Annotated in this window: 22 protein-coding genes; 12 read left to right on the forward strand and 10 right to left on the reverse strand. The window is 69.3% G+C overall.

What is annotated here, in order from left to right; all coding sequences use genetic code 11:
- Positions 1-131: 131 nt before the first annotated feature.
- From WMF19_RS35685 to WMF19_RS35695, 3 genes are all read right to left on the reverse strand, one after another.
- Positions 132-503 carry a sigma-70 family RNA polymerase sigma factor gene (locus WMF19_RS35685; protein ID WP_437894448.1) on the reverse strand — a complete coding sequence of 124 codons (372 nt, stop codon included), beginning with the start codon at positions 501-503 and terminating at the stop codon, positions 132-134.
- On the reverse strand, positions 504-626 hold the full coding sequence (locus WMF19_RS35690; RefSeq protein ID WP_437894449.1) for a hypothetical protein: 123 nt from the start codon (positions 624-626) through the stop codon (positions 504-506).
- Between the two features lie 62 nt (positions 627-688).
- Positions 689-940: a transcriptional regulator gene (locus tag WMF19_RS35695; protein ID WP_437894450.1), complete on the reverse strand. Its 252-nt coding sequence runs from the start codon at positions 938-940 to the stop codon at positions 689-691.
- A gap of 453 nt (positions 941-1,393) precedes the next feature.
- On the opposite strand from WMF19_RS35695, the gene WMF19_RS35700 reads away from it, so the two are divergent.
- Entirely contained in the window at positions 1,394-2,347 is a 954-nt protein-coding gene (locus tag WMF19_RS35700; RefSeq protein WP_437894451.1) for a hypothetical protein, read from the forward strand.
- A 156-nt stretch (positions 2,348-2,503) separates the two neighbouring features.
- On the opposite strand, the gene WMF19_RS35705 is transcribed toward WMF19_RS35700, so the two are convergent.
- Positions 2,504-3,616 carry an RNA polymerase sigma factor gene (locus tag WMF19_RS35705; protein WP_437894452.1) on the reverse strand — a complete coding sequence of 371 codons (1,113 nt, stop codon included), beginning with the start codon at positions 3,614-3,616 and terminating at the stop codon, positions 2,504-2,506.
- A gap of 215 nt (positions 3,617-3,831) precedes the next feature.
- Here WMF19_RS35705 and WMF19_RS35710 point away from each other — a divergent pair, with 215 nt between their 5' ends.
- From WMF19_RS35710 to WMF19_RS35730, 5 genes are all read left to right on the forward strand, one after another.
- Complete coding sequence (locus WMF19_RS35710) at positions 3,832-4,905, forward strand: PEGA domain-containing protein (RefSeq protein ID WP_437894453.1); 1,074 nt, start codon at positions 3,832-3,834, stop codon at positions 4,903-4,905.
- Between the two features lie 17 nt (positions 4,906-4,922).
- Entirely contained in the window at positions 4,923-6,515 is a 1,593-nt protein-coding gene (locus WMF19_RS35715) for a hypothetical protein (protein WP_437894455.1), read from the forward strand.
- A 38-nt stretch (positions 6,516-6,553) separates the two neighbouring features.
- Positions 6,554-8,098, forward strand: a complete 1,545-nt coding sequence (locus WMF19_RS35720; protein WP_437894456.1) for a hypothetical protein — start codon at positions 6,554-6,556, stop codon at positions 8,096-8,098.
- A 167-nt stretch (positions 8,099-8,265) separates the two neighbouring features.
- Positions 8,266-9,006 (forward strand): hypothetical protein, encoded by a 741-nt coding sequence (locus WMF19_RS35725; RefSeq protein WP_437894457.1) that lies wholly within the window; start codon positions 8,266-8,268, stop codon positions 9,004-9,006.
- Positions 9,007-9,134: 128 nt separating this feature from the next.
- Positions 9,135-9,845 carry a hypothetical protein gene (locus tag WMF19_RS35730; RefSeq protein WP_437894458.1) on the forward strand — a complete coding sequence of 237 codons (711 nt, stop codon included), beginning with the start codon at positions 9,135-9,137 and terminating at the stop codon, positions 9,843-9,845.
- A 462-nt stretch (positions 9,846-10,307) separates the two neighbouring features.
- Here WMF19_RS35730 and WMF19_RS35735 read toward each other — a convergent pair whose 3' ends face one another.
- A complete protein-coding gene (locus tag WMF19_RS35735) occupies positions 10,308-10,880 on the reverse strand; it encodes a CAP domain-containing protein (RefSeq protein ID WP_437894459.1) in 573 nt (190 codons plus the stop codon).
- A 272-nt stretch (positions 10,881-11,152) separates the two neighbouring features.
- On the opposite strand from WMF19_RS35735, the gene WMF19_RS35740 reads away from it, so the two are divergent.
- Positions 11,153-11,569, forward strand: coding sequence for a hypothetical protein (locus WMF19_RS35740; RefSeq protein WP_437894460.1), 417 nt, complete (start codon positions 11,153-11,155; stop codon positions 11,567-11,569).
- Between the two features lie 263 nt (positions 11,570-11,832).
- On the opposite strand, the gene WMF19_RS35745 is transcribed toward WMF19_RS35740, so the two are convergent.
- Positions 11,833-12,543 carry a hypothetical protein gene (locus WMF19_RS35745; protein ID WP_437894461.1) on the reverse strand — a complete coding sequence of 237 codons (711 nt, stop codon included), beginning with the start codon at positions 12,541-12,543 and terminating at the stop codon, positions 11,833-11,835.
- Positions 12,544-13,177: 634 nt separating this feature from the next.
- Between WMF19_RS35745 and WMF19_RS35750 the strand changes: the two genes are divergently transcribed.
- From WMF19_RS35750 to WMF19_RS35765, 4 genes are all read left to right on the forward strand, one after another.
- On the forward strand, positions 13,178-14,206 hold the full coding sequence (locus WMF19_RS35750; protein ID WP_437894462.1) for an alpha/beta hydrolase family protein: 1,029 nt from the start codon (positions 13,178-13,180) through the stop codon (positions 14,204-14,206).
- A 462-nt stretch (positions 14,207-14,668) separates the two neighbouring features.
- The gene (locus WMF19_RS35755) at positions 14,669-14,926 is read left to right on the forward strand and encodes a hypothetical protein (RefSeq protein WP_437894463.1); all 258 of its coding nucleotides are present in this window, start codon (positions 14,669-14,671) and stop codon (positions 14,924-14,926) included.
- Positions 14,923-15,165, forward strand: coding sequence for a type II toxin-antitoxin system RelE family toxin (locus WMF19_RS35760; protein ID WP_437894464.1), 243 nt, complete (start codon positions 14,923-14,925; stop codon positions 15,163-15,165). Before WMF19_RS35755 ends, WMF19_RS35760 begins: the two co-directional genes overlap by 4 nt.
- Positions 15,166-15,326: 161 nt before the next feature.
- Positions 15,327-17,528, forward strand: coding sequence for a hypothetical protein (locus WMF19_RS35765; RefSeq protein WP_437894465.1), 2,202 nt, complete (start codon positions 15,327-15,329; stop codon positions 17,526-17,528).
- Here WMF19_RS35765 and WMF19_RS35770 read toward each other — a convergent pair.
- From WMF19_RS35770 to WMF19_RS35780, 3 genes are all read right to left on the reverse strand, one after another.
- On the reverse strand, positions 17,515-17,709 hold the full coding sequence (locus WMF19_RS35770) for a hypothetical protein (protein WP_437894466.1): 195 nt from the start codon (positions 17,707-17,709) through the stop codon (positions 17,515-17,517). The genes WMF19_RS35765 and WMF19_RS35770 overlap by 14 nt on opposite strands.
- A 127-nt stretch (positions 17,710-17,836) precedes the next feature.
- The gene (locus tag WMF19_RS35775; RefSeq protein ID WP_437894467.1) at positions 17,837-18,139 is read right to left on the reverse strand and encodes a hypothetical protein; all 303 of its coding nucleotides are present in this window, start codon (positions 18,137-18,139) and stop codon (positions 17,837-17,839) included.
- Positions 18,140-18,360: 221 nt separating this feature from the next.
- A complete protein-coding gene (locus WMF19_RS35780; protein WP_437894468.1) occupies positions 18,361-18,648 on the reverse strand; it encodes a helix-turn-helix domain-containing protein in 288 nt (95 codons plus the stop codon).
- 188 nt (positions 18,649-18,836) lie between these two features.
- On the opposite strand from WMF19_RS35780, the gene WMF19_RS35785 reads away from it, so the two are divergent.
- Positions 18,837-19,136, forward strand: coding sequence for an H-type lectin domain-containing protein (locus WMF19_RS35785; protein ID WP_437894469.1), 300 nt, complete (start codon positions 18,837-18,839; stop codon positions 19,134-19,136).
- 297 nt (positions 19,137-19,433) lie between these two features.
- On the opposite strand, the gene WMF19_RS35790 is transcribed toward WMF19_RS35785, so the two are convergent.
- The gene (locus WMF19_RS35790) at positions 19,434-21,575 is read right to left on the reverse strand and encodes a right-handed parallel beta-helix repeat-containing protein (protein WP_437894470.1); all 2,142 of its coding nucleotides are present in this window, start codon (positions 21,573-21,575) and stop codon (positions 19,434-19,436) included.
- Positions 21,576-22,013: the final 438 nt, after the last annotated feature.

Consider the following 22,013-nt stretch of genomic DNA (forward strand, 5'->3'; position numbering starts at 1 on the left):
AGTCTTATTGAATTTCGGTCAATGGGATGGCTGGCCATGAGGTGCGCCTCGATTTTCCTCGGGGACATCTCGTCTATAGCAGGGCAGCGTGTCACGCTGATGCGATACCGTGCGCTTCGGGCTGCACCGCTTCATCGCCGGCACCTTCGCAGCTTCAGGGCCAGCGCCTCGCGGGCGATGCGGAGCCGGCTGAGCGCCGTGTGCGGGCTCATGCGATGCCGCCGGGCGTACGCCGAGACGCTCTCGGGATCGTCGACGGAGAGGAGCGCGTCGACCTGCCAGGGCGGCAGGCTGGCCATGGCATCGAGCACCTCACGCGCCTCGATCTGGGCGTGCATGTCGATGCCGACGGGCTCGCGGAGCAGGCCGAGGGGGCTCGGATGGATCACGGCATGACGGACGTACGCGCTGTGGATGTAGTGCGAGGCGAGGCGCCAGGCGATGCCGTGGAGCCACTTCCGGAGCGCGTCCCTGGGCTTGTCCTTCGGGTCGGGCCGGTACATTCAACGGCGGACGGCGTTCCAGGCGTTGAGCAACACCTCGGCCTCCACGTCGCGGCGGTCGCGCTTCGGGATGCCGGCGAGCGTCGCCAGGACGATGCCGCGCTCGGCAAGGATCGCCTCCATCGTCGGTCGCTTCCGGGGATGTCGTGCGGCAGGCGGGCGTCCGGCCCCCTTCCGCGGCTTGGTCACCCGGACCTCCCGCAGGTTGGGCAGCGGTCAGCCGCGACTGGCCGGCCCAGGAGGCGCTCGATGGTGGTTCCAGCCGCACGCGCGGCCCGCATGGCGGTGCCGGGCGACCCGGCGAACTGGCCCGACGCGATGGCGCGGATCGTACGGGTCGGCATGCCCATGACCTCGGCAAGGCATGCCCAGGTGCCGTACGCGGCGCGCAGGTTGCGCAGGGCGGCGCGCAGGCGCATCGCCTCCGCATCGGTCAAGGACGTGGAACGGGGACCGCGGCGTGTGGGTACACGTCCGCCTTGCCCACCGTCGGGTGGGATCAGGTATTGCTGCACTGTCGGACTCCGTGGAAGCGGGGTTCGGCCACGCAGCCCGGTCGGTTGGCGCCGACGCGGGCTGTACTACTTCCGGCCGAACTTAGCCCGTCAGTGCGGCGCCGGAGTCAAAGTGCAGCACTCAGAGCCAAAGTGCAGCACTACCCGTTTCCGTTGCCGGCAGGGCTGCCGGCTGCCTCCCCCACACCGCTTCCGTTCGCGGCGGGCTCACTGGTTCCACCCCCGGCTCCACACCCGCTTGAGGGAGTTCTTCACCGGGCTGGAATTCTTCCTGTACGCTGCCGCACCATGACTTCCCTCCCACGACACCGGGTCACGCCTCTCCCGCAGGTACTCCCCGCAGTGAGACCGCCCAGGGCGCCATCGCCCGCAGGGGTGCTGGTCCTGCTGGCGGCCGCGGCGGCGGCCAGCGGTTGCGCCGCCCTCCAGGGACGTCCGCCGCAATCCTACGAGAAGATGTCGATCGCCGCCTTCGCGGACTCGCTGGGGTACCAGGCCCACCCGAACCCCCCCTGGGCTCTGTATACGACCGTCGTGAAGATCCTGCCCACGGATCGATCGTTCATCGAGCACCTCAACGGCACCACCCCGGAGGCCCGCAAAAGGAAGGTGGTGAGCGCCCTGCGCCAGGAGTTGCAGAGCTGGTGTCGAGAGAACGGAGGCGAGTACGGGGCCGAGGCCGGGTTCGCGACCGCTGCCCGCGAATACGTCAACCGGCTCAGCAAGCAGGACGGCATCACCTTCACCGCCGATCCCGCGACGTGCACGACGAAAGACCATTCGATCCTCGCCGCGTACAACACCATCGGTGCCGTGGGCCTCGAATCCGCCGATGTGTCCTTCTACGATGCCGCCAGCGCGCAAGCGTTCATGGCCTCGCTCGAGCCGCTGGTCCAGGCCCGCAAGGAGGAGGATGCCGCCAGGCTACGCGCCGATATCGCCGCCGCGGCAGACCAGGCTCGAGCGGACGAGACGGACGATCCCCATCCCGAGCAGGAAGCCTGGCGCACCGAGGTGGCGGTGGCGATTGCGCAGGTCATGGGCCGCGAGCAGCTGGGGCTCGGGGCCCGGTTCGAATACCTCGGGCACTGCCGCGTCCGGGTCACGACGGATGGCCCGCCGAACACCCTCTCGCTCCGCTTCCTGGACCACGCGTCGCTGGCGAACGTGGAGTGGTCTGACACGCCGGTCTTGGGCGTCATCTATCGCATCATCATCGGCGACCGCAGCGCCCAGAAGGCCGAGCGTCTGTACATGGGCAGCATCGACGCCGCTCAACAGGTGGTGAGCGGCCTGGAGAAGCTGGGGCGCTCCTGCGGCGCATTTTGAGCGGCTGCTCGTCCAGCCGTGTGCACCGGGTGATGGTGGGCTCATGGCTGCGCGGTAGGCGCGCCGCTCGCGCCCTCCTCGGAGGGACCAGGGAGACGTGGCGCGCGAGAGTCGCCCTCTCTGGCCCATCATCCCGCCACCACACGCGCGACGCGATCACCTCTGCGCCCCGATCGACCCGTGGCGTTCGCAGCGAACCCGCCGGAGGAGCGCGTCGCGCTCCGCGGTGTGCTCTCCGCGACCACGACGCTCGCGGTGCTCGTGCAGGAGACGGCACGCCGAGAGCTGTCCCTCGGTGGTCCCGAGCTCGAGCATCGCTCGCGCGCGCTCGAGCATCGGATCGATCCGAGCATGCGCCGCGCCGGAGTGCGCCCGGGGCGACACCTTGCCCGCGGCGGAGACCGCGCGAGCCGTCGTGGTGCTGCCCTGATGGGCAGACACGGCGGAGGCCGTGACGGCCTCTCGCCGGATCGCGCTCTCGGGTCGGCCCGGCCCCACGCCGCGCTGGTCGGCAGGCGCCGCCGGCATCTCGAACGCGGGCTGCGCGCGCCCCGAGGCCGCGAGCAGCGGCGCTTCGACGAAGCCAGCCGCTGGGCCGGGCCAGGCAGCGCCCGCCCCGAGCACGAGCCCCGCCGCCGCCGTCCCATGCAGCCTGAACCGGCGAAGCCCGCGCAAGGCGTCGCGAAGCCAGGCACCGGAGAAGAAGGGCACGAAGCACGGCACCGCGGGCTGCCTGCGCCGGTGCTGCGCCGCCTGCCAGCGCCCTGCCTCCTGCTCGATCTTGTCCCAGGCGGCAGCGAGCCGTGACTTGACGGTGTTCTCGGGGAGCGCGTGCGCCTCGGCGATCTCGGCGAGCGTCCGGCCCAGGAGCTCGTGCTCGATGAAGACCGTGCGACGTGCGTCGTCGAGCTTGTCGATGAAGCGCCAGAGGACGGAAGCCCGCTGGCGGGCGATCAAGGAGGCTTCCGGGCCCGGCCGCTCGTCCGAAGGATCCTCGTCCTGGAGGGGTGCGATCACCTCTTGCCGGCGGCGCGATCGCCGCCGGCTGTTGCGCACCACGTTTCTGACGAGCTCGTCCACATATGCCGCGGCGTCCCTCGCCAGGCCGATGCGCGCGCGGTTCTCCAGGATGCGAAGCCACGCGTCCTGGATGACGTCGTCGACGTCCTGAGCCGGCACGCGCATGGCGCGCGCGAGCCGGCGGAAGCGATCGGAACCAAGCGTACCAGGGGCCGCGATGGGCAGGCTCGCCGAGGTGCTCACATCCATGCACGTCCAGATGCTTCAGGCGCGAAAAGAGGTGACCCAATCGACCGGTGCGACGAAGAACGGTGCGCGAAGGTGCGTCCGCAGGGGGATAACGAGAAGGCCACGGCTCCGTTGAATCATTGCGCAGGCGACGTTGGATTTATCATGCAAAAGCGCAGCGCTCGATATCCGTACGCGCTTGCTGGGCCGACAGCCTCGTTGATAAAGTGGGCCGCATGACCCTCTTGCGCTCGGCCCTGTCCGGGATTTGCCTTCTCGGCGTGCTGGGCAGCGGCATCGGGCTCGCGCGCGCAGCACCTGCGCTGACCGAGAGCGCGGCAGCGACGAAGGCGCGCCAGAAGGCCCGGATTGCCTTCGGCGCACGGAAGTGGACCGAGGCGGAAGCGAGCTTCGAAGCCGTCCTGGCGGCGCCCGACGCCGCCGGAATGACCGCGGTGCAGCGGGCCGAGGTGCTCGGCTATCTCGGGCTTTGCGAGCTGGAGCAGGGCAAGCACCGGGAGGCCGCCGAGCACCTGGGGCGGAGCCTCGAGCAGGACGCCGCCCTGAGTCGCGCGCTCCTCGACAGGTTCACGCGGGCGTTCGACGCGGCGATCGAGCACGTCGGCAGGATCTATGTGGCTGCCTCCCCGCCCGACGCCGAGATCCTCCTGGACGGGGAGCCCGTCGGCACGGGCGCCACGGTCCACGAGCTGTTCGTCGCGCCGGGCACGTACACGCTCCGGGCCCGGCTGTCGGGGCACGGGGAGGGCTCGCAGCGGGTCGAGGTCGATGCGGGGAAGACGGTCAGCGCGGCGCTGCAGCTCGTGCGCGCGGCCGACGCGCCCGCGCGCGCGCCGGCTCCGGGCACGAGGAAGAGCGGACCGGTCAAGCCGCAGGCCCCGCGGCCGGTGGCATCGTGGCTCGGGCCGGCGCGTATCGCCGGCATCGGTCTGACAACGGCGACGGCCTCCCTCGGCGCCCTGTTCATGGTCCGCGCGAGCGCATCCAACGGCGATCTCAAGGAGCGCAACAGCAAGCTGGACGCGCTCGGGTTCACGCCGTGGGCGTGCCGCGAACCGTCGCCGCCTTCAGCGTGCAACGAGCTGGCGGTCCTCCGGCGAGAGCGAGATCAGTTCGCCGCCCTCGGCACGGCGATGGTGGTCGCGAGCGGCGTGGTCGGCGCCATGACGGTCGCCTCGTTCTTCACGGATTTCTCCTTTCTGCAGTCCGAGCCCACGGGCACCCGCGTCGCGCTCTCGCCGGCCGCAACGCCAGGGCAGATCGGCCTCGTGGCGCACGGGGTGTGGTGATCCGAGGAGCCAGGGACATGCACTTTCTCCAGGGGCGACACGTGCGGCGGCTGTGCGCCGTCGCCGCCTTCTCGACGAGCGGCGCGGGAGGGCTCTCCGGCTGCACGTACACAGAGGACTGCGGTGAGGAGCGGATGTGCCTCGCCCCCCCGCCGTCGCCGTGCGAGGTGAACGAGCCGGGCATGGGACCCGTGATGGACGAGTGCGGGGTGTTCGTCAGCGCCAGCGCTCCAGCGGAGGGCGCGCGCGCGGGCACGCGGCGCGATCCGCTCGGCTCGCTGCAAGCCGCGATCGTGGAGGCGCAAGCGCGGGGCCTGCGCCACGTCTATGCGTGCGGCGAGACGTTCGAGGAAGCGGTCACGCTGGTCTCGGGGATCCACCTCTGGGGCGGCCGTAGCTGCGATGACGGCGCGTGGTCGTTCGATGGCGCCAACCACCCGACGATCATCGCCCCGCCTTCGGGGATCCCGCTGCGGGTCGTGGGGGACGAGGGCGCGACGTCGGTGATCTTCGGCGTGCGCGTCGTGGCGGCGGACGCCTCCGCGCGCGATGGCAAGTCGTCGATCGCCATGATCGTGAGCCCGGGGGCCGGGGTGATCGTGCGATCGAGCGCGATCGTCGCGTGCGACGCCAAGGACGGGGAGCCGGGGAAGGACGCGGACAGCGAGCGGGCAGCGGACGGCGTGCTGGGAATCGACGGCGCGGACGCCTGCACGGAGGACTCCCCGACGGGTGCTCTTCCGGTCGTGACGGCGTGCGACGACGGCGCCGAGTCCACCGGAGGCTACGGGGGCGACGGCGGGCTCGACGCGGGGGGCGATGGCGCTCCGGGGGCGCCGAGACCGGCGGCGAACCAGGACCCGGAGAAGACGGGTCTCGGGGGCCGCGGCGCGGATGCCCTCCGATGTGACGAAGGGGACCCTGGCCCCGACGGCACAGACGCCGGTCGCGCTGACGGCGCGCTGGGCATGGGCTACCTCACCGAGGACGGCTGGGTCGGCATTCGCGGTCCGGACGGGGAGCGGGGCGGCGTCGGCCATGGGGGGGGTGGCGGGGGCGGCAGCAAGGGGCGAGGCGAGATGATCGCCTGCCGAGCAGGCAGGCCTCAGGGCGGCGCGGCCGGCGGCTCGGGCGGGAGCGGCGGCTGTGGGGGCCAGGGAGGTCAGGGCGGCGGCTATGGCGGGGCGAGCATCGGCGTCGTTGCGCTGCAGGGGAGCTCGGTGACGCTCGAAGCGACCACCGTGACCGCGGGCAAGGGCGGCAACGGCGGCGTCGGCGGAACGGGGCAGTGGGGAGGCCGAGGCGCTGCAGGTGGCCACGGCGGGAAGCATCCGTTTACCGGGCTGTGGCCCGCCTGTGAAGGCGGGTGGGGCGGCAACGGCGGTCGCGGGGGCGATGCCGGCGGCGGCCTCGGGGGCCCCTCCTACGGTGTCGCATCCTTCGGCGCCTTCGTGGGCATCGGCCCCGACACCCATCTCCAGCCTGGAAGCGCCGGCAAGGGCGGTTCCGGAGGCAATGCGGCGCCCGATGACCCTGTGGGCGAGGGAGAGGCGGGCCACTCGTTGCCCTACGTTCAGTTCGGTGCGCCCGACCCTGAGCCGCCCCGCTGAAGAGCCCGGAGCACGCCGCGTCACATCGAGGGAGAACCATGCGAATCACAGCAGCGATCACCTTGTTCCCCGCGGTGCTGCTCGTCGCGGCCGGCTGCGGCACCGCGCCAGGCCCGAGCGACGCTGGCGGAGCGGCGTGCGACGGCGCGTCGTCGTGTCCAGGCGACGCGCCGCCGGAGTCGGTCTGTCTCGAGCGCCTCGCCGCCAACGTGCTCGAGGATGGCTGCGGGGTGTTCGTCGCGGGCATGTTCGGGAACGGGGACGACGCGAACCCCGGCACAACGAGGGACAAGCCGGTGCGTACGCTGCAGCGCGGCGTCGAGCTCGCGCGCACCGGACGAGGGCGAGTCTTCGCGTGCAACGACGGGTTCTACGGCGCCCTGGCGCTGCCATCCGGCGTCGATCTCGTCGGCGGATACCACTGCTTGAGCTTTGAGCACGAGCCTGGCGGGCGCCCGACACTTCAGATCGTCGACACGTTCGAGCCCATCCTGACCGTCGTGCCCGCGAGCCCCGGCGACACGGGAGCCGCGGACGGCGTATCGACGATCGTCGACATGCGGCTCGTCTCGCACGGCTCGATCACGATGCTCGTCCAGTCCGGCACGGCCGTGGAGCTCATCCGGAGCCAAGTTCGCGCCTCGTCCGCGTGGGGGGGCCGCGATGCCGAGAAATGGCCCTATCCGAACGAGGCAGCGGAGGGGCCCGATGGGCAGTACGGGGGCGACGCGTGCTCGGCCGCCGTCGTCCCTGGTGGCGCTGCGGCGGTGAACCCGTGCGAAGGAGGGATTCCGAGCGTCGGCGGGAAGGGAGGGGACGGGCTTCCCGACGGCGCTGGTGACGGCGGGGACGGGCTGCCGTTCGTTGCGTACAGCCCGACGTCCGGGCGGGGGGGAGACGGAGAGGTGACAGGCGTCGATTGCGAAGAGGGATCTGTCGGGCGCAGCGGCGCGCAAGGTGTGACCGGTGCCGCCGGCAAGGGCATGGGGCGCATCACCGAGGCAGGGTGGGAATCCGACAAAGCCGGCGACGGGAGCAGGGGCATGCCAGGTCAGGGCGGCGGCGGGGGTGGCGGCCATCGGGGAGGGCTCTCCGTGTGCGGTGCGGGGTCAAAGGGAGGAGCCGGCGGCGGCTCCGGCGGCGCCGGCGGCTGCGGCGGTCGAGGCGGCCGAGGTGGCGAGAACGGCTATCCGTCAATCGGCATCATCGCGCTTCATGCCAAGCTGACCGTGCGCGATAGCGAGATCGAGACATCCGAGGCCGGGCAGGGCGGCGACGGCGGGCCCCCCGAGGAAGGCGGCCGAGGCGGTCGCGGCGCTCCGGGAGGCGCCTTGGGGGGCGGCCTGTGGTCCTGTCAGGGTGCCAACGGGGGCGACGGGGGTCCCGGCGGCTACGGCGGCCCCGGGCGCGGCGGCGACTCGATCGGCATCGCCTACCTCGACGAGGACCAGCTCACGCTGGAGGGCGTCTCCTATGAGCTCGGACTGCCGGGCAAAAGCGGCGTGAGCTGGGATATTTGGACCGGCGACGAGGTCACGGGAAAGGAGGGCATCGCCGCCGAGACGCTCCGGTTTCCTGAATAGCCGGACTGAAGCCCGCCCAGCGAACCGCCTCGTCCAGCTTCAGCGGTCGCGAACGTCCAGATGCCGCCCCACGGCCCGGTTGCGGCGTTCGCGAGAGTTGCCCGCATTACTTTCCGCGTAGAAATTCATTCCAGCTTTACTTAGCATTCCGGGCTCGGAGGCAGCTCATGTCGAAGCGCAGTCTTGTAGGCAGGCTCGGAGCTCTGCTTGTCATCGGGTCCGTCGGCGCGATAATGATACCGGCATGTACGATCCGAATCGGGAAAGGCGGAGAAACGGAGGACAGCAAGCCCACACCTGACGAGACACCCACCCCGGACGGGATGCAGCCAGCGCCCGACGAGACGCAGCCCACACCGACAGACGACGGCGCAGAGGATAGCACGACGTTTACCCCGGAAGAGGAAGCTGCGATCGATGCAGCGCACAACGCAGACCCGAGGGAACTCGCCTTGATGAACGCTAAGGCCACCTATGCAGCCTATGCGCTCTCCGGGCTCATCGAGACACAGGTCGTTGACCCGACCATCGTTGACGAGCAGACACTTCGCCAGATTATCGACCAGAACACGGAGCTTGCCTGGCAGCTAGCCGAGGAGTGGATCGCAACGCTCGATCCGACAACGCTGTCCGTCGGATATCCGATCAAAGTCGAGTGCATGGATCCACCCCTTCTGTGCCAGTCGAGCGTGAAGTGTCCATTCGCCAAGAGATGCGTGCTCAACGATTGCGGCGATGGTCGTTGTAGGACGTGCCCTAATATCTGGGATCTTGGCAATCTGATTATTGGAGAGTGGTGTACCTACACCTGCTACAATGATCTCGATATCGTGGGCGCTGCCATCACGTTAAAACCGGCAATCGGAAGCCAACTGGTCCCCTGGATTCAGCTCTGTAGACCGAAGTGATAGAGGGACTCGCCATGGACTCTGACGAAGCTTCGAAGCGCGCCGCCCGGCTCGCGCAATGTATCTCTGGAGCCCTGAACCTTGCGGGTTTGCTCGCGTCGCCACGCGCAGCGCGCAAACTCGGGGTGATGCCGTCTCGCGAGCACGCCGTCGAGCACCTGACCGACCTCTTGACTGTGCTCGGCGAAGGCCCCGACGCAGGGCTCAGCGCGGGTGCGCGGCCGCTAGACGCAGCCTCGGAGGTAGAGAGACTGCTCGCGCTGTGCCGGGACTGGTCGCCATCCCCAGACATCCCGGCCGAGATCCTGCGTGCTGCGCGTGACGTGCTCGTTGCGTTCGCCATCCCGGAGCCGCCCGGAGGGTGGGATGACTGGGAAGGCGCGCCGCCTGAAGCGCCGCCCGAGCCAGAAGACCAGGACCCGCGCCCGCCGCCTACGGAGGCGGAGCTGGCAGCAATCCCGGATACGGCCACCTTCGCCGCAGCCCTCGTGTGGTGCGGCTATCTCGCGTCACCCAAGATGGTCGCGAAGATCCCCCCCGCGGATCTGCGTCGTCCAGCGCTCGGCCACATCGACAGCTTGCTCGCCACCTTCCGGCCAATCCGCCGGAATCAGCCGGAGACGCGGGCATGGTGGCTAGCGCTGCTCGAGCGCCTCGAGAGCTTCCGGGCGCTCTGCGAAGCATGGGACGGCACCAGAGCGCCGCCCATGCCGTTGCAGGAGGCCGCGCGGGCGGTCCTCATGTACCTGAATCACAAGTCGAGTTCGGAGGAGTACGAGGCGCTCGATGAGGAGGTAAGCCCGTTCTACCTCCAGCCTCCCGGCCCCCGGGGCGCGTAGGCTCGGCGGTCCGCCAAGTATCGGAACTTACAGACGGTCACGCAGCGTCTGCGAGCGTGGGGAGTTCGTTCGCCGAAGCGGTTGCCCTCGGTGCGGGTGAGCGGCACGGCGCGGCGCCTCGGAGCGGGGCGCCGCGCCTAGAACGAGAGCGAGGTGTTGCCCTGGCTCCCGTGACGGAGCCATCGTTGCTTCTCCTTGAGTGCCCGGCCTGCAAGGGAAGGATGAAGCTCGTCGCCATGATCACCGAGCCGAGCAACATCGCCCGCTTCCTCACCGCGCTCGGTGAGTCGACCGACGTTCCAGGCCGCTTACCCAGCGCCGACGCGGCGGCCGCCGACTTGGGGGTTCGGGGCGAAGGGCGCCGCAGGCGACCCGGAGCCCCGAGCGTTGAAGAGCACCGTCCTGCGCCGCAAGGCGCTCGGGGACGCACGCCGGCGGCTCAGGGCGCGCTGCGCGCTCGGCTCAGTAGGGGCGCTCGCCGACGAAGTTGCCGGGAGGATCGTAAGTGCACACCCAGAACTGCCAGGCGCTGCCCCCTTCGAACGGTGAGCCGTCCGCACAGATGGCGATCCCGCAGCCGAGCCGCAGGGAGTCGGCCCAGACCACCTGGGTGTAATGGCCGCACGTGGCGGCGCTGCAGGCGTTGCTCGCGAGGTCGTAGCTCACCGCCTCGTTGATCCACGAGCCGACGACATCCTCGGGGGCGGGTGAGGCGCCGCTCGACGTCGCGAAGAGGTTCTCTCCGTAGCCGTTCGCGCTGTGGCGGAACACACACTTGTCAGCATGGGCCTGAGCCACCGCGGCGAGCTCCGACGACCACGAGAGCGGGGACAGCGGCTGTTCGGCGGGCGGGTCGACCGCGGCGCGCGCCGCGTTGTGGGCCGCCGTCATCCCGACCATCCGGGGCGGCTCGTCGTCGCCCTGGCCGCTCGCCGGGGCGTCGGCGTCGTCGGACGAGCTGCCGCACCCGGCAGCGAGGGCGAGCATCAGGGAGAACAGCGCGAACCCGTGGAGACGTGAGCCGAGCGTATTCACGGAACGATTGTCCTACAGCTCGGCCGCGCGCCGCAACAATTAATTCGATGATGGGCTATGCCAACTCACGACAGACCTTGTACCGTTTACCTACGTGCATAGGTCCTTCAAGGCAACGAGGGAACATCCAATGACTCGATCGACGCGCATCGCGCGAACGGCACCCGTGTCGACTGCGACGCTGGGACTCTTCCACGCTGTGCCCGTCCATGCACAGGGCGCGGTGGATCCGTCGCGTGACGCTCGGGGCGCACCGTGATACGGAGCGATCCATGAAGCTCCCGCTCATCTTCGGCACCCGCGAGCGGGTGGAGCGATCGGGGGAGAAGTTCCGGGGCGGGTGTCCGCAGTGCGGGACCGCCGGGGTCTTCTACCGGGCGAAGAAGACGTTCAACGTGAGCCTGTTCGTCGCCGTCTCGCTATGGGACAGCGCCGAGGACGTCGTCCAGTGCGGCCAGTGCCTGACGGCGTTCGACCCGGCCGACGTCCCGCAGCTCCCGGAGGAGCCGAAGGCCTCGCTCACCGAGCGCGTCGCGCGAGCGGTCGGCCTCGACCGTGAGAAGCCGGTACCGGCCGCCCCTCCGGAGGAGCCGTCCTCGAGCTCCGCCCGGGAGCTCCCGTCGAGGAACATGGACGCCGAGATCGATGCGGAGCTCGCGGCGATGAAGAGGCGCGTGGGGAAGAAATAGAAATAGGCTCCGGCTTCTTTTACCTGCGCGCCACATCCCGCGCGAGGTGCGCCTGGTCGCAGTAGCCGAACCGCTGGGCGAGCTCCGCCCACGTCCCGTGGCGCCCGTCTTGAGGTGCCGCACCAGCCGGTTGAAGCGCACGAGGCGTGCGAGGAGCTTGGGGGAACGCCGACGTGCTCGCGGGACAGGCCGATCACGTGCTTCTGGCTGTGCCGAGCTCGCGCGCGAGGGCACGCATGTCGACCGCGCCCCCGCGCTCCTGCTCAGACGCCTGCGAGGAGCCCCGGGCACTTCACGTTGACGGCCGCGCACGCCGCGGGCTGCGGCGAGAAGTCGTCGATGGACGACGCACACGTGATCGCCTCGAAGGCGTCGCCCGTGGCGATCATGCAGGCCTTGAGCTCCGCGACCGTGGCGGTGCAGCCCGCGAAGCCGGCCGTGTCGCACGAGCCGGGCGGCTCGGGCGCCTCCGGAGCGCGGATGCAATCCGCCCTGGCGGTCTCGCAGTCCGTTCCATCCACGACGCTGGCGAGCACCCCGGTGAGGTCGCACAGGTCCTCCTTCGAGAGATCGAGTGACCCGGCGACGGCGTCGCACACCTGCTGGGCCTCTGCGGCCGTCAGCTCGCCGAGCTGCTCGCCGTCGAGAGGATCCCCGCCGCCAGTGTCGGTCCCGCCGCCGGTGTCGGTCCCGCCGCCAGTGTCGCTTCCGCCTCCGGTGTCGCTTCCGCTGCCGGTGTCGCTTCCGCTGCCGGTGTCGCTTCCGCTGCCGGTGTCGCTTCCGCCGCCGGTGTCGCTTCCGCCGCCGGTATCGGTCCCGCCTCCGGTATCGGTTCCGCCGCCGGTGTCGGTCCCGCCGCCGGTGTCGGTCCCGCCGCCGGTGTTGCTTCCGCCGCCGGTGTCGCCGCCGGCCTTGCCCCCATTGCTCCCCTCGCCCTCGCCGCATGCCACGAGCGAGAGCGAGAGACCGGCCATCAACAATCCAAGAAGCTTGATTCGTATCATCGGGCCCCCATCAACGAGAATGTTCACCTGCGTGTCCACGCGGCGCTCGAGGACGGCTCCGCCGAAGGATGCGAGCGGAGCTGCATCGTCGATCGGGCAGGCGCGCAATGCGTGAACCTACCACGAACAGGATTGAATTCTCCTTCCCCCCTCGGCAAATTGGTCGCGCTGGCCAGCCAGGGCCGACGGGGACGGGCGCCTCGTCGAGGCGTTCGGTCTGGGACGACGCGGTGGCGTCTCCAGCGCTCCATGCCATTCGACCGGTGCGGATGCAGCCGGCCCTCGTACAGGACGGATACCGGAGGACAAGCCTTGCACCTCGGGGCCAGCGCTCTTCGATGTACAGACTCGCCAGCATCTGGATGACAAGGAAAGGCTTTGATGAAAGCCCGCTCCGCTCGTCCGCCTGGCTCCTTCCTGTTACGCTATCCTCGTGATTCCTGCGGTTGTCCCGATCGACGTATTCATCTCGTATGCAGCCGCATCACGAGGCCTTCGAGCGCCCGGGACGGCGCCGCGCGTGTGGGCACAGGTGCGCCCACATGGCGCCTCATCTGAGGGGCTGCCACGAACTACCATGGTTGATATAGATCATGGCTTGGACATGCCCCTCATCACGCGCCCTCGGCTTCGACCCATCATCGCGCTCACGGCGCTCACGGCGCTCGCCTGCCAGGAGGTGCCGCGCGCTGCCCAAACAGCTCGCGGGCCCACCGTCGCGCCAGCTGGCACCGAGCCGGCGCCGGCCGCGCCGATCGCGGCGGAGACGGCCGAGCCGGCGCCGGAGCCCGCGCCGCTGCCCCCGGTCTCCCCAGGGCTCGAGCTGCAGGACGAGCCTTATGCAGAGGCGCGCGCGAAGTTCAAGACCAAGCTCATCTCCACGGATCCGGCACCTCAGAGCTACCAGAACGTCCCGCCGCCCCCGGGCGCGCGCGAGATATCGTATCTCTCCGGCGGCCTCAAGCTCAAGGCATGGGTCAGTGAGCCCCCGGCCGACGGACGCCGCCTGCCCGCGGTCCTGTTCCTGCATGGTGGGTTCGCCTTCGCCCTCGATGACTGGGAGATGGCAGAGCGCTATCGCGACGCGGGCTTCGTCGTCCTCATGCCCATGCTGCGAGGAGAGAACGGCCTCCCCGGCGGGTTCTCGATGTTCTTCCACGAGGTGGACGACGTGCTCGCCGCCGCCGACGCCCTGGCCAAGCTGCCCTATGTGCAACCCGATCGCCTCCATGTCGCAGGCCATAGCGTGGGAGGGACACTCACCCTCCTCGCAGCGATGGGATCCGACCGGTTTCGCGCCGCCGCATCGTTCTCCGGGTCGCCCAACCAGATTGACTGGTCCTCGGGTCACACCAGGCTCATCCCTTTCAGCCCGTACGACATACGGGAGTTCCAGATCCGCTCGCCGGTTGCCTATGCGACGAGCTTTCGGTGCCCGGTGCGGCTGTACCACGGGCTGTCCGGCGAGGAGCGCTTCTTCGGCCCCGCGAGCCAGCGGCTCGCCGTCCTGGCGCAGCGCAGCGGGCTCGACGTCAAGGTGGTGCCGGTTGCAGGGGATCATTTCACCTCCGTCCCGGAGGCGATGAGGCAAAGCATCGAGTTCTTTCGCGAGCAGCAGCGACAGCCGCCGTGATCGGCCCGCGCCCTGCGCGCCACGTGCGCGGGCAAGGCGGACGTTGACACCGCCCGGCGCGGGCGCGTGAATTCGGCGGTGGACCCCTCGCCGCTACCGTCCTCCCGGCCGAGCGCGCCGCGCACCGCTCCGGACAGCGCCCCGGCCGAGCAGCCCCGCTGACGCTCGCCACGCTGGTCGCGTTCCAGGGGCCCGCGTCCGTCGCCCCTGGCGGGGCGGACGGCCCCCGCGCTCGGTGAGCCGACCGAACGCCCGGAGGGCGACGTGTGCCCGCGGCACGCCGATGCGCCTCTTTGCACGCTCTGCGGCACGCTCTGCGCCGCGCTCGACCCACTCTTTCGCCGAGCAGGAGCGCTGGAAGCGGGATCGGCGCCGCTGACGCCGCGCATTGCCGTCAGTAGTCTACAATTTCCACATCCTGCGCCGTCGATCTGACGAGGGGCCCGTAGTAGCATCTCGGGCATGAGCCCTCGACGAGACAGCGCCGTGCCTGCTCGGCTGCCGGTCATCCCCGAGAACGACCCAGTGTGGCAGGCTGTTCTGCGCGCGCCGATCGATGACGAGCCGCTGACGGAGGAGGAGCGCGCGGCGATGGAGGCTGGGGCGGACGGCCAGGGGATCCCGCACGAGGTGGTCACGGCTGAGCTCCGGCGGCGGGCAGAAGCCGAAGGCGCTGGGGCGGAGTTCGACGAGCTGATGCGCGCGCGCCTGCGTCGATGAGCTGGGAGGTCGAGTGGATGCCGTCGGGCATCATCTCGCTTCAGCGGATCCACTGGCGTGACGGTGAACGCATCGACGCGGCCGTGCAGCGCTTCGCCACGACCGGCGAGGGCGACGTCCGCCGCGTCCCCGCTGACCATGCCGGTGTCATGAGATTGCGCGTTGGGCGGTATCGCATCCTCACCACGCTCGACCCCTGGGACGGCGTGATGCGCGTCTGGTGGGTGTACAGCCTGTAGACAGCGCGGGCTCGGTCGATCCAGAAATCGACCGAGCCCGTGTCGGGTCTTCCTCTCCGTTTACGGAAGACGGTTTGAAGCGCGTGGAGCGAGGGGCATCGGCGCCCCCACCGCCCGCGCGTCCGACCTCACCCTGCAACGAATGTTCCGGGAGGACCCCCATGCGACAATTCACCTTTCTGGCTCGCCTCTCTCCCCTGACCCTCACCCTCCTGGCCGTCGCGGGCTGCGGGGGCCTTGCCCCAGAGACCCAGGCGGATCCTTTCCTTGACCCTGAGCCGGGCGCCGCGGAGCCCAGCGGCCCGGCCGCGGAGCCCGCCGATGTCGCGACGGGCCCTGTCGTCGCTCTCACGTCCATTCAACGCGAAAAGGCCCCTCTGCTCGCGGAGCTCATGGACGGCGCCCCTTCGAGGTTCCGGGCGGACCTCATCGCGGATCCGAGCCCCGCGAGCCGCCTGGCAGAGGCGTCCGCCGTGCTCATCGACGCCGAGGCCGCGAGCGCGGACGACATCCGCTCCTACGCGTCCGTGCTCCGGGCAGCGCGCCTCGCGGGGGTGCCTGTGATCCTCGAGAACGCGCGCGACGCCGAGAAGGTCGCGCTGGCGCTGGGCATCGGGATGTCCGCGCAAGTCGTCTACGCGGCGCCCAGCCCAGGCGGCCAGCGCTTCGACGTGCGCGTCTTTGGCGACGTCACCGGCGAGGAGACCGAGGAGCACAGCTCGGTGCGCTTGCCGGCCTCCGCGAAGGCGAGGTACGCCCGGATGACCGCGGGCGAGCGGGCCGAGCTCGGAAAGAGGCTCGAAAGGAGCGAGGCCGAGCTCGACGCGCTGTTCGACGCGGCGCCGGAGGCCGAGCCCATCACCATCGACGCAAAGCCCCGGATCGCCTCGAGGTCCGAGGTCGCGCAGACGGCGTTACCTGCCCGGGGCGAGCTCCTCGCCGAGATCAAGGGCCTGCTCGCGGACCACAAGACCCACGCGCTCGCCCAGCTCGCGACCGAGCCTCTGCCCGAGGGCACCTACCGCTCGTACAACGTGACGTCCCCCTCCATCAACTGGGAGTGCGGCGACGACGGCCAGCGCTCCGTCATCGACCGCAACTTCACTGTGACGCTCCTCGCCTCCAACGCGCCCGAGGGCAAATACGTCGTCTTCGCGGGCAATGGCACCCAGTACAACCCCGGCGGGCTCAAGTGGAACTCGGGGAACAACCGCGGCTACTTCCAGGAGACCCTCCAGCACTCGATTCGTCCCCTGTCGGGGGGCCTCTCGCCCTACGCCCACAGGCCCCACTCGGCCAACGAGTCCTCGACGTTCACCACGTCGAACGGGTTCTCGGTCGGCGCGGGCGTGGGCGTCGAGGGGCCGTCCACGAGCTTCAGCTTCGATGTGAGCGAGCAGGCCTCTCAGTCCTTGAACGACTTCGACGTGATCGATTTCTCCTCGGGTTCGATCTTCGGCTGGCAATACAAGCTGGCCTCGGTGAGCGGGCATTCTTACAAGAAATGGGAGGACCTCCACAACGACACGTGGGGCGGCCTCTACGGCCTGCCCAACCTTGCCAAGAGCACGCTCACGGACGAATACGAGGGTATCTACGCGGCGAGCCTCCAGGATCAGTCGCTTTACCCGGTGGAGAACGTCAACCTGCAGTCGGTGCGGCACACCTGGGTCTCCCACGATTACGTCCTCTGGGAGGAGATCAAGACCACCTCATGCGGGAAGGCGGCCGGCTCCGTCGTCACCGTGGACCTGAGCTCGGTCAACGTGGCCAAGCTGGGCACCATCCCCTTCAAAGAGACGTTCGATCAAGGCGTCGCGCCGAGCGTCTGGACCGTGATCAACGAGGGCGTCACCGACAGCTCGCCGAGCTGGAAGGGGGTAGGCGGAGCGGCGACCGAGACGGGCAGCGCGTTCGATTACCCCCAGACCGCGGCCGACGGAGCTGTCGACATGCGCGGGACCTACCTCGTCGCGCCCCACACGGCCTTCGGGCAGGGAGCGCTCTCGGCGAAGATCTACGCGGGCGACCCCGACGGCTTCGGCCTCATGTACGCCATCAACGACACCGGCTCGAGCTACTACCGGGTGATGTTCGACGCGAGCTTGAGCGTCGCGCGCCTGGTCCGGGTGGACAACGGCGTCTTCACCGAGCTCGCGGTCAACACGAGCTATGTGCCGCCGCAGAACGCATGGATGACGGTGCGGGTCGAGCGCGAGGGGACGACGCACCGGATCAAGGTCAATGATCAGGTGGTGCTCGCGGTGCCGAGCGAGGTGACGTACGCGTGGGGTTCGGTCGCCCTGTTCTCGTGGGCGATGAGCGACGTGCGCTTCGACGACGTGACGATCACGACCCTTTGACGCGATCCTGAGACGCCCGGGCGGCGCGGGGCGCGGACTCGCGCCGCCACAGCTGGATCGCGGTCGCCAGCGAACCCAGCATCGCCGCGGCGTAGATCCCGGACGCGCGCGTCGGCAGGACCGCCGCGGCCACCGCGCCCGCCGCGCAGAACCCCGCCGACAAACCGGCGGTCCGGTTCATCTCATCAAGAGCGCCGCGGTCGAGAGCACGGCCGCAGAGACGAGCAGGTCGGTCACGAGCGCTCGCTCGACGGTCTCGTCCATGAGCACGGCGAGGCCCCCGTGCAGGAGCGTCGAGCTTCTTTTACCTACGCGCCGGCATCGCGGGCGCGGACCAGCTGGGTGAATTTCTGCGCAAGGCGTTGTCCGGCGGCGATCGTCGGGCAGTCTTCGAGCAGGTGGTAGACGTAGCGACGTTGGTCGGGGCGAAGCCGCAACAGCCCGCGAAGGCGGACGACGAGCCTGCTCCCAGACGCAAGCGGGGCGGCTACCGGGGGGTCGACGACCCGCGCCGAGCTTCTGCGCCGCACGTTGGCGCTCGATGTCGTCGAGTGCCCGGCCTGCAAGGGCAGGATGAAGCTCGTCGCCATGCTCACCGAGCCGAGCAACATCGCCCGCTTCCTCACCGCGCTCGGTGAGCCGACCGACGTTCGAGGCCGCTGCCCCAGCGCCGACGCGGCGGCCGCCGTACTGGGGGTTCGGGGCGCAGGGCGCCGCGTGCGGGACCGCGCACGTAGTTGCCGTTGAATCGCAGGTAGGGGACGGCCTTTACCATGGCTGTGTGCTCCCGAAATACCGGAGCCCGGCGATCCTGTATTGTACAAATCGGAGCTCACTCGTCGTAGAACAGCCTGCCGAAGTCGTTCTTCGTCCGCAGGAGCTTCGACGGTGGCATGCCGGTGAACCGCTTGAACTCCCGGATAAAATGCGATTCGTCGTAGCAGTGCCGGTAAAACGCCTTCTGGAGGAACGCGTCGGAGGAGCCCGTGAGCAGCGCCTGGTAACAATGCTGGAGCCGCAGGATGGAGCCGAGTCCTTTCGGACTGGCGCCGAGCTGCTCTGCGAATTTCCGGTTCAACCAGCGGCTGGTGTAGCCCGTCAGCCGCTCCAGCTCGCACACCGGAAGCCCGCCATTCGCTCGCTCTGACCACCGCGCGAATCAGGCGCGTTCGGGCAGCCGGCGCTTCCCGTCGCCCCCTTGCGGAGCCGGCAGCCGGAGGCATGTTCTCCCTCGACGGGAATACTCTCGGCGGGACGGCGATCCACAGGCGCAGCCCGTGTCGGTGAGCTGGGGCGAAAGGGGGGATCATGGAAATCAAGAGTGGAAGGTTTTACATCGACATCAACGATCCGGAGTTCGTCCAATTCCGAGATGGCAGCGGTCCGCGCGTCTTCAGGAAGACGATCCTGGTTGGGCTGCCGTACGGCGGCGGCGTCGCGGCGCACGCATCCATCGCCCATATCAACATCGATAACAATGCAGTCGCCCGCCTCGACGTGGGCACGGAGAACGTCACCACAAAAAGCTTTGATGTCGTCATAAGTACATGGGCAGACACACGGATCTACGGCGTCGCGGTGACCTGGATCGCCCATACGCTCGATTAGCGCGCCGCGCCGACCTCTGCGGGCGCCGCCCTCTTCGGCCTTGGCATGGCGACCCCGCGGGGCGAAGCGAGCCAAACCTGCATGTCCCGCCACTTCGGATCGCCGCGCCACACTTCTTCGCGCTGCGATCCGGCTTCTTTTACCTACGCGCTCAGACAGGCCTTCCACTCGTGAAACGCCTGCGATTACCGCGACGTAGCACCAAGCGGAAGGCATCCTACCATAGTGCTGTACCCTACTGGCGAGGGCGCCCGACCCGGCCTGCGTGACCCCGCGCCTCGCGGAGTCGGCGCGGCTTCAGCGCTCGTCGGCGCCGATGTCGATGCGCGTGCCGCTCGTCCGCGCGCCGCCGTCGATGTCGGTGGCGCCGCTCCGGCTGCCCAGATCGATGCCAGCGTCGACGGCCGGCGAGCCGCTGGTCAGGTGGAGGTCCGACGGGGGCCCGACGAGGAGCGGGTCGACGAACCTCGCGTGCGGGTCGGAGAAGGCGCCCGCCGAGCTGCGGCTCGCGCCGAAGAAGATGTTGTTGTCGACGGTCACGTTCCTGTTGTTGCTGCCGCTGCTCACGTAGTCGTTGCCCGACGTGGCGCGGAGGATGTTGTTCTGGATGAGCACGCCGTTCGAGTTGTTCTGGAGGATGATCTCGCCGCCGGCGCCCTGGTAGAGCGTGTTGTTGAGCACCGCGATGTCCGCCGCGTTGCCCCTGCTCGTGTCGTAGCCGCCGATCATGATGTTGCCCTGGTAGCTCCGCGACACGAAGTTGTTCCGCACGGTGATGTTGCTGGTGGTCTTGCCCGCGTGCTCGCTGGCGATCTCGATGCCGATGTCGCTCGAGTCCACCTTGTTTCGCTCGATGACGATGTCCTTGCCGCCGTCGACGTAGATGCCGTCGGCCGACCGCTCGCCGTCGTACGCGGGGTTTCCGGCCGAGGAGATGTTGTAGACGATGTTGTCCACGCACACGCCGTCCCTCGCCTGGTCCGAGCCCGAGGGGCCGGTGCCCTCGAAGCCGATGAAGTCGATGCCGATGTTGTCGTTGTCGTGGACCGTGTTGCGCGACACCACGAACTTGGTGACGTTGCCGTTGAGGACCATCGCCTCGCTCGAGCCGAGCTTGCAGTTCCGGATCTCGTTCCCGTCGATGAGGAGGTCGGTCATCGGCGTCGCGGACGTCCCGTAGAAGGCGATGCCGTGGGCGTCCTGGGAGCTCTCGATGTGGTGCACGAGGTTGTTGCGGATCTCGAGGAAGCTCGAGCTGCCGCTCACGCTGATGCCCATCGGCGTGCCGCCGCTGCCCTTGAAGTTCTGCACCGTCATGCCGGTGACCTTGATGTAGTTCTTGCTGGAGATGTCGATTCCGACGCCGCTCTTGCCGGTCCCGTCGAGGATCGCGCCGGCCTCGCCCTTGAGGGTGATGCAGCCGGCTGCAGCGGTGCCGCTCCTCGTGAAGGAGACCTTCTCGTTGTAGGTGCCCGCCTTGACGACAACGGTGTCGCCCGCGGCCGCCGCGTTGAGGCCGGCCTGGATCGTCCTTTGGTCGCCGCCCGATGGCGCGACGGTGATCGTCCTGCCGCTCGAGCGATCGCCGCACGCCCCGGCCACCGGGCTGGGGGTGGGGTTAGGGTCGGAGGTGGAGCCGGCGTCGCCGCACACGCCAGGCGACCCGCCACCGCCGCACGTCTGGGCGCCAGAGCACGTTCCACAGCTCGCCACGGTGCGGGAGTTACCGCAGCTGTCATTGGCGGAGAGCGGGCCGCAGCTCCTGGCGAGCCGCGAGCAGAGCTGCGCGTCGGTCTCGGGGACGCACTCGGGCGGCGGCCCGCTGGTGAGGGTGGCGTTGAGGACCAGCAGGTCGACGTCGGACGCGTCGGCGGTGCTCGTGGTTCCATAGCGGATCTTGAGCTTGCCGCCCGACACGAACCGAGCGTGCGGGGACGGGAGCGCGATGGTGGCGGCGCTCCAGGCCCAGGACGAAGCGAACGCGTTGTCGCCGATCTTGACCCAGGTGCTGGTGCCGTAGTCCCAGGCGTCGAAGGTCCAGAGCATCTCGGCCTTCGCGGGTCCTCGGTAGTTCACCGACAGGCTGAGCGCCGAGACGTCGGCGTCCGAGGCGCCGGCCGGCAATGCGTACTCGCACTGAGCCTGGCTGCCGGGGTTGAACTCGACATACTTGCTCCACGTGTCGGCCGTGCCGCTCAGATCTTTCGTCGCCAGGGCCTGAGCGCCCTGGCCTCCGGTGGACCCCTTGAGGACGGTCAGCTTCGAGCAGGTCATGGTCGCGCTCGAGGCGAGCCCGGCGCCGAGCGTGTCGGAGTCGGACTCATCGGGTCCGCCTTGCGTCGCGCATGCGGGAAAGAGCCCGACGGCGAGCAGCAGGGCGCCCGGCGGAGCGTACCGATGCATCGTGGGAGTCATCCGGTTCTTGCGCGATCGGTTCATGGGTCGTGGTCCTCGTTGTTTGGCTGATGACGCTGGCGTCGCGTACACGACGCGTGCGCCAGGTGCTTCGATGCGAGGACATTGCAAGCAGGCGGCCATGACGCTCATCGTGGGGGAACGAAGAGGCGATCACCTCGATGGCGCGATTCGATGGCTGGAGCGATCACGCGATCTTGCGCAACGATCGTACGGTTGCGCATCGTTCGGACAGCCGTCGGTTCGCGAGGCGTCGGGGCGAGGAGGGGTTCAGTACGAGCGAATAAGGCTGGTGGCAGTGGATTTCTACCCTGTCAGAGATTTCTGGCTGCGTGCAATCCAACCTGGGTCGGGTCGCCGCAACCTGGGTCGGGTCGCCGCAACCTGGGTCGGGTCGCCGCAACCTGGGTCGGGTCGCCGCAACCTGGGTCGGGTCGCCCGCCGGCAACCTGGGTCGGGTCG

Source organism: Sorangium sp. So ce124 (assembly GCF_051525235.1).
Classification (GTDB): Bacteria; Myxococcota_A; Polyangia; order Polyangiales; family Polyangiaceae; genus Sorangium; species Sorangium atrum.

What these genes read in the sequence shown, in the direction of transcription:
- WMF19_RS35685 (WP_437894448.1), bottom strand. Translation starts at nt 503, where the DNA reads ATGTACCGGCCCGACCCGAAGGACAAGCCCAGGGACGCGCTCCGGAAG.
- WMF19_RS35690 (WP_437894449.1), bottom strand. Translation starts at nt 626, where the DNA reads ATGGAGGCGATCCTTGCCGAGCGCGGCATCGTCCTGGCGACGCTCGCC.
- WMF19_RS35705 (WP_437894452.1), bottom strand. Translation starts at nt 3,616, where the DNA reads ATGGATGTGAGCACCTCGGCGAGCCTGCCCATCGCGGCCCCTGGTACG.
- WMF19_RS35710 (WP_437894453.1), top strand. Translation starts at nt 3,832, where the DNA reads ATGACCCTCTTGCGCTCGGCCCTGTCCGGGATTTGCCTTCTCGGCGTG.
- WMF19_RS35715 (WP_437894455.1), top strand. Translation starts at nt 4,923, where the DNA reads ATGCACTTTCTCCAGGGGCGACACGTGCGGCGGCTGTGCGCCGTCGCC.
- WMF19_RS35720 (WP_437894456.1), top strand. Translation starts at nt 6,554, where the DNA reads ATGCGAATCACAGCAGCGATCACCTTGTTCCCCGCGGTGCTGCTCGTC.
- WMF19_RS35725 (WP_437894457.1), top strand. Translation starts at nt 8,266, where the DNA reads ATGTCGAAGCGCAGTCTTGTAGGCAGGCTCGGAGCTCTGCTTGTCATC.
- WMF19_RS35730 (WP_437894458.1), top strand. Translation starts at nt 9,135, where the DNA reads ATGCCGTCTCGCGAGCACGCCGTCGAGCACCTGACCGACCTCTTGACT.
- WMF19_RS35740 (WP_437894460.1), top strand. Translation starts at nt 11,153, where the DNA reads ATGAAGCTCCCGCTCATCTTCGGCACCCGCGAGCGGGTGGAGCGATCG.
- WMF19_RS35745 (WP_437894461.1), bottom strand. Translation starts at nt 12,543, where the DNA reads ATGGCCGGTCTCTCGCTCTCGCTCGTGGCATGCGGCGAGGGCGAGGGG.
- WMF19_RS35750 (WP_437894462.1), top strand. Translation starts at nt 13,178, where the DNA reads ATGCCCCTCATCACGCGCCCTCGGCTTCGACCCATCATCGCGCTCACG.
- WMF19_RS35755 (WP_437894463.1), top strand. Translation starts at nt 14,669, where the DNA reads ATGAGCCCTCGACGAGACAGCGCCGTGCCTGCTCGGCTGCCGGTCATC.
- WMF19_RS35760 (WP_437894464.1), top strand. Translation starts at nt 14,923, where the DNA reads ATGAGCTGGGAGGTCGAGTGGATGCCGTCGGGCATCATCTCGCTTCAG.
- WMF19_RS35765 (WP_437894465.1), top strand. Translation starts at nt 15,327, where the DNA reads ATGCGACAATTCACCTTTCTGGCTCGCCTCTCTCCCCTGACCCTCACC.
- WMF19_RS35770 (WP_437894466.1), bottom strand. Translation starts at nt 17,709, where the DNA reads ATGAACCGGACCGCCGGTTTGTCGGCGGGGTTCTGCGCGGCGGGCGCG.
- WMF19_RS35775 (WP_437894467.1), bottom strand. Translation starts at nt 18,139, where the DNA reads ATGTTGCTCGGCTCGGTGAGCATGGCGACGAGCTTCATCCTGCCCTTG.
- WMF19_RS35785 (WP_437894469.1), top strand. Translation starts at nt 18,837, where the DNA reads ATGGAAATCAAGAGTGGAAGGTTTTACATCGACATCAACGATCCGGAG.
- WMF19_RS35790 (WP_437894470.1), bottom strand. Translation starts at nt 21,575, where the DNA reads ATGAACCGATCGCGCAAGAACCGGATGACTCCCACGATGCATCGGTAC.